General features: G+C 70.0%; 5 protein-coding genes and 1 pseudogene. 5 read left to right on the forward strand and 1 reads right to left on the reverse strand.

The genetic code is table 11. From position 1 onward, the window contains the following. Positions 1–71: 71 nt before the first annotated feature. Both AC1DOC_RS15500 and lipA read left to right on the forward strand, forming a co-directional pair. Positions 72–458, forward strand: a pseudogene (locus AC1DOC_RS15500) (lipoyl protein ligase domain-containing protein); the annotation flags it as partial. Positions 459–465: 7 nt separating this feature from the next. Next, a complete protein-coding gene (gene lipA, locus AC1DOC_RS15505) occupies positions 466–1,449 on the forward strand; it encodes a lipoyl synthase (protein ID WP_015867639.1) in 984 nt (327 codons plus the stop codon). Between the two features lie 20 nt (positions 1,450–1,469). Here the strand turns inward: lipA and AC1DOC_RS15510 are convergent, their stop codons facing one another. Further along, a complete protein-coding gene (locus AC1DOC_RS15510; RefSeq protein ID WP_015867640.1) occupies positions 1,470–3,038 on the reverse strand; it encodes an MFS transporter in 1,569 nt (522 codons plus the stop codon). Positions 3,039–3,150: 112 nt separating this feature from the next. On the opposite strand from AC1DOC_RS15510, the gene AC1DOC_RS15515 reads away from it, so the two are divergent. The 3 genes from AC1DOC_RS15515 to AC1DOC_RS15525 form a co-directional block, all read left to right on the forward strand. After that, positions 3,151–4,056, forward strand: coding sequence for a LysR family transcriptional regulator (locus tag AC1DOC_RS15515; RefSeq protein ID WP_015867641.1), 906 nt, complete (start codon positions 3,151–3,153; stop codon positions 4,054–4,056). 111 nt (positions 4,057–4,167) lie between these two features. Continuing rightward, positions 4,168–5,700 carry a class I adenylate-forming enzyme family protein gene (locus AC1DOC_RS15520; RefSeq protein WP_015867642.1) on the forward strand — a complete coding sequence of 511 codons (1,533 nt, stop codon included), beginning with the start codon at positions 4,168–4,170 and terminating at the stop codon, positions 5,698–5,700. Then, the coding region (locus AC1DOC_RS15525; RefSeq protein WP_478130043.1) for an SLC13 family permease at positions 5,681–6,083 on the forward strand (403 nt) is incomplete at its 3' end. The genes AC1DOC_RS15520 and AC1DOC_RS15525, both read left to right, overlap by 20 nt.

Raw genomic sequence — 6,083 nt, forward strand, 5'->3', positions numbered from 1 at the left:
GGAATACGTCTACCGCATCGAGGAATCGGTGCTGCGCACGCTGGCCCACTTCGGCGTGACGGGCCACCGCGGAATACGTCTACCGCATCGAGGAATCGGTGCTGCGCACGCTGGCCCACTTCGGCGTGACGGGCCACCGCGTGGCGGGCGCACCCGGCATCTACGTGCGACTCGACGATCCTTTTTCGCATGCCGCGCTGACCGGCCCGCTGCCCGCCGGCGACCCGTTCCGCGGCCTCGGCAAGATCGCCGCGCTCGGCATCAAGGTGAGCCGCCATGCCACCTACCACGGCGTGGCGCTCAACGTCGCGATGGACCTCGAACCCTTCTCGCGCATCAACCCTTGCGGCTATGCGGGGCTGCAAACGGTCGATCTTTCTACAATCGGGGTCCAAACCACATGGGAAGAAGCTGCCCGGGTCCTGAGCCAGAAGCTCGGCACCTACCTGGCGCCTTAGCAATCCAATGAGCACCACAGAAGTCGTCCGCGACGCGCAAAGCGCCGAAAACTACAACCCGCTCGCCAAGCAGAAGGCCGCGGCCAAGCTCTCGCGCATTCCCGTCAAGGTGGTGCAGCAGGGCGAGGTGCTCAAGAAGCCCGAATGGATCCGCGTGAAGGCCGGCAGCCCCACCACGCGCTTCTACGAGATCAAGCAGATCCTGCGCGAGAGCAACCTGCACACGGTCTGCGAGGAAGCCTCGTGCCCGAACATCGGCGAATGCTTCGGCAACGGCACGGCCACCTTCATGATCATGGGCGACAAGTGCACGCGCCGCTGCCCGTTCTGCGACGTGGGCCACGGCCGCCCCGACCCGCTCGACAAGGACGAGCCGCTCAACCTCGCCAAGACCATCGCCAAGCTGCGCCTGAAGTACGTGGTGATCACCAGCGTCGACCGCGACGACCTGCGCGACGGCGGCAGCCAGCATTTCGTCGACTGCATCACGAACATCCGCGAGCTCTCGCCGATGACGCAGATCGAGATCCTGGTGCCCGACTTCCGCGGCCGCGACGACCGCGCGCTCGAGATCCTCAAGGCCGCGCCGCCGGACGTGATGAACCACAACCTCGAAACCGCGCCGCGCCTCTACAAGGAAGCGCGCCCCGGCAGCGACTACCAGTTCAGCCTCAACCTGCTGAAGAAGTTCAAGGCGCTGCATCCGCAGGTGCCGACCAAGAGCGGCATCATGGTGGGCCTGGGCGAAACCGACGAAGAGATCCTGCAGGTGATGCGCGACATGCGCGCCCACGACATCGACATGCTGACCATCGGCCAGTACCTGTCGCCGTCGGGCTCGCACCTGCCGGTGCGCCGCTACGTGCACCCCGACACCTTCAAGATGTTCGAGGAAGAGGCCTACAAGATGGGCTTCAGCCACGCGGCCGTGGGCGCGATGGTGCGTTCGAGCTACCACGCGGACCAGCAGGCGCACGCCGCGGGCGTYTGACAAACGGCCGCCGGCGCGCCTTATCGCCCGCCGGCCATCCCCGGTGACGCGTCCCGCACGGACGCAGCCTGCCGGCCGCCGAACACCGCGAAGCTGAGCGCCGCGGTCAACCAGGCGCCGAGCGCGCCGTACAGCATGACCCATCCGAAGCCGTGGGTCACGGCGGCCTGCAGGAGCGCACCGGAAGCATCCGGCACCGCCAGCGTGGCCGCCAGCGCCTGCTGCGCCCCCGCCACGTCCCCGCCCGCGAGCTGCTCGGCCAATGCGCGCAGCCGCGCCGCATCGAGCGCCGTCCCCAGCGAGCCCCGCAGCGCGGCCAGGATGCCCGCCACCAGCACCAGGCCCATCACCGCGATGTTGATGGCCAGCGAGATGAGGCGCGCGCTGACGTCCATGCCCGAGGCCATGCCGGCGCGGTGCGCGGGCACCGAGGCGGTGGTCATGTTGGTCGCGGGCGTGGTGGTCAGGCCCAGGCCGATGCCGGCGACCAGCGCACCGGGCAGCACCGTCCAGCCGCCCAGCTGCGCGAGGCCGCTGCCCCACTTCATCGCGATGAAGCCCAGGCCGATCAGGAACAGGCCTGCGGGAATCACGAAGCGCGCCTGGTAGCGCAGCAGCAGCCACTGCGCGATCGGCGGCATCACGAGGAAGGGCACCGTGTAGACCAGCAGCGCCAGGCCGGCGGCGGTCGTGCCGTAGCCCAGGCCGGCGGAGAAATACAGCGGCAGGTAGATCATGAACGGCCAGTAGCTGCAGTTCATGCCGATGCAGCCGAGGATGGCGCCCGAGAAGTCGCGGATGCGGAACACCGAGAAGTCGAACATCGGGTGCGGATGGAAGCGCTCGACCGCGACGAAGGCCGCGAGCCCCGCCGCGGTGGCGGCCATCAGGCCCAGCGCGGCCGGGCTGCTCCAGCCCAGGCTGTCGCCCTGCGTGATCAGCCAGGTGAGCCCGAGCACCGCGGTGGTCAGCGTGACGATGCCCGCCAGGTCCAGCTTCTGCTGGCGGGCCAGCGGATCGCGCGACTCCGCCACGCCGGCCATGATCAGCGCCAGCCCCAGCAGCGCCAGCGGCACGTGCGCAAGGAAGACCCAGTGCCAGCTGGCCAGCGCAATGATCGCGCCGCCCACCACCGGCCCGAACCCCAGGCCGATGCCGGCCACCACGCCCCAGATCGCGAAGGCGCGGCCGCGCGCCCGGCCGTCCGGAAACTGGTGCGACAGGATCGCAATCGAGCAGATGAACATCGCGCCGCCCGCCATGCCCTGCAGGAAGCGCGCGGCAATCAGCGCCGGCGTGCTGGGCGCCAGGCCGCACAGCAGCGAGGCCAGGCCGAAGGCCAGCACCGTGAGCGCGAACATGCGGCGCCGTCCGTAGCGGTCGGCCAGGGTGCCGGTGGCCATCAGCACCGTGGTGCAGGCGATGGTGTAGGCGTTCATGATCCATTGCAGGTCGCGGAAGCCGGCGTGCAGCCGCGCTTCGAGCACCGGCAGGATGATCGGCACGCTGGAAATCTCCAGGCCGAACATCAGCGCCGCCAGGCAGATGGCGGCCAGCGCGAGAGAGGGATGGCGGGGGGAAGAGGACATGGGGACGTGAAGGGAAAGTAGGTGGTCCGGGGCATTCTCAAGACCCCGATTTCATTAGGCAAATGATTAAATTTACTTCCACTCAGGAAGCGACTTCATTAATCTGGCGGCCATGAACTTCGATACCGGCCTCCTGCAAGCCTTCACCGCCGTCCACCGCGCCAATGGCTTCACGCGCGCCGCCGAGCAGCTGCACCTGACGCAATCGGCGGTCAGCCACCAGATCCGCCGGCTCGAGGAACTGGTCGGGCGCCCGCTGTTCCACCGCACCACGCGGCGCCTGCGCCTGACCGCCGACGGCGAAGACTTTCTTCGCCATGCCGAGCGCATCCTGCAGGCGCAGGACGCGCTGGCGCGGCACTTCCGCTGCTCGCCGATCGAAGGCACGGTGCGCTTCGGCGTGCCCGAGAGCTTCATGAGCGAGGGCCTGCCGCAGCTCCTGCAACAGTTCGCGCGCAGCTGCCCCAACGTGAGGCTGGAGGTGAGCGTGGGCCTGACGCTCGACCTGGCGACGATGGTGCGCGAGCGCGAGCTCGACCTGGCGGTGGTGGTGTCGGTCTCGGGCGAGGTCGAGGGCACGCTGCTGCGGCGCCTGCCGATGGTGTGGGCCGCGGCCGAGGGCTTCGAGCGCACGGACGGCGCCTCGCTGCCGCTGGCCTATTCGCCGCCGCCCTGCGTGTGCCGCCAGGTCAGCATCGATGCGCTGAACCAGGCCGGCATTCCCTGGCACGGCGCCTTCAGCTCGCACAGCCTGCAGGACCTGCGCACGGCCGCGCTGAGCGGCCTGGCCGTGGCCACCTTCACGCGCGACAACCTGCGCCCCGGCATGGCGGTGCTGGACGAGCGCCATGGCCTGCCGGCGCTGCCGATGCTGGACTTCACCTTGGCCTACGGCGAAGGCGATGCGGGGGAGCGCAGCCCGGCCGTGGCCGAGCTCGGCCGACTGATCGAGCAGGCCGAGTGGGCGCACCGGGACAAGGCCGCGCGGCGGCCGCGCCGCACGCTGCGCGCGGCGTAGGCGCACGCCCGTCGCGTGCGGCTCACCGCCGGGCCGGGGTCTTCGCTATCCTGCCGTCTGGCCAAGACGAAGGATCGAATTTTGCAAACGCACCCTGCCATTCAAGCCGCCATGGAGCGCGGCTTCGGCGCCATCGCCGACCTGGTTCGCCTCCACGCGCAACACACGCCCGGCCACGCCGCGCTCGCGGACGCGCAACAGGCGCTGGACTACAGCGCGCTCGACGCGCTGATGGACCGCGTCGCGGCCGCCCTGCAGCGCGACGGCCTCGGGCCGGGCGATGCCATCGCGGTCTGCGCGGCGTCCTCGGTGAACTATGCGGCGGTGTTCCTCGGCGCCTTGCGCGCGGGCGTCGCGGTCGCGCCGCTGGCGCCCGGCTCCACGCCGGCCAGCCTGGCTCGCATGATCGAGGATGCCGATGCGCGCGTTCTCTTCACCGATGCCTCGGCGGCCGAGGTGGTCGGCCCTGCGAAGGAAGGCGGCATCCCGCGCGTGGCGCTCGACGGCTCCGCCGCGGGGCAGGCCCTCGAGGGCTGGCTGGCCCCCGCGGGCACGCAGCCGCGCGCCGTCGAGACGCAGCCTTCCTGGCCCTTCAACATCATCTATTCGTCGGGCACCACCGGCGAGCCCAAGGGCATCGTGCAGGGCCACGGCATGCGCTGGGCCCATGTGCAGCGCGGCGCCAGGTACGGCTACGGCCCCGACACCGTCACGCTGCTGTCGACGCCGCTCTATTCGAACACCACGCTGGTGGTGTTCTTTCCGACCATCGCCTTCGGCGGCTGCGTGGTGCTGATGCCCAAGTTCGACGCGCTCGGTTATTTGCAGCTGGCCGCGCAGCGCCGCGTGACGCACACGATGCTGGTGCCGGTGCAGTACCAGCGCCTGATGGCGCATCCGCGCTTCGATGCGCACGACCTCTCGTCCTTCCGCTTCAAGTTCAGCACCAGCGCGCCCTTCAACGCCGCGCTCAAGGCCGACGTGCTGGGGCGCTGGCCCGGCGGGCTGATCGAGTTCTACGGCATGACCGAAGGCGGCGGCACCTGCATCCTCGAAGCCCATCTGCACCCGGACAAGCTGCACACCGTCGGCCAGCCGGCCGAAGGCAGCGACATCCGCCTGATCGACGAGGAGGGCCGCGAAATCCCGCGTGCCAACATCGAACTGGCCGGCGAGGTGGTGGGCCATTCGGGCGGCATGATGACCGGCTACCACCGCCAGCCCGAGAAGACGCGCGAAGCGGAATGGTTCGACGCCGCCGGCAAGCGCTTCATCCGCACAGGCGACATCGGCCGCTTCGACGCCGAGGGCTTCCTCACGCTGTTCGACCGCAAGAAGGACATGATCATCAGCGGCGGCTTCAACATCTATCCGAGCGATCTCGAAGCCGTGCTGCGCGGCCATGCCGCCGTGGCCGACGTGGCGGTGGCCGGCGTGCCGTCGGAGCAATGGGGCGAGACGCCGGTGGCCTTCGTGGTGCGCCGCGAGGGTGACGGCACGTCCGAGGACGCGCTGCTGCAATGGGCCAACGCGCAGCTCGGCAAGACGCAGCGCCTGGCGCGGCTGCAGTTCATTGACGAGTTGCCGCGCAGCGCGATCGGCAAGGTGCTCAAGCGCGAACTGCGTGAACTCGCCGGCCGCTGAAACGCAGGCGCGGGCAGCCGCGCCCTCCGAACACGGCGGCGGCAACGGCCTGCTGTGGCTGCTGGCCGCCGTCGCGCTGCTGTTCGCCTTCCTGCGCCCGCGCGCGCCGATGGACTGGCTCCGGCTGGTCGACTGGCAGACCGTGGGCGCGCTCGCGGGGCTGCTCGCGATCACGCAGGGGGTCGAGAAAAGCGGCATGCTGCAGGCCGCCGCGCAGCGCCTGCTCGCGCGCACGCACAGCCAGCGCAGCCTGGCGCTGCTGCTGACCGCCAGCGCGGCGTTCCTGTCCGCGCTGGTGACCAACGACGTGAGCCTGTTCCTGCTGGTGCCGCTCACGCGCGTGCTCGCCAGCCAGGCGCACCTGCCGCTCGCGCGGCTGGTGG

The organism is Variovorax sp. 01T439_2 (genome assembly GCF_056398445.1).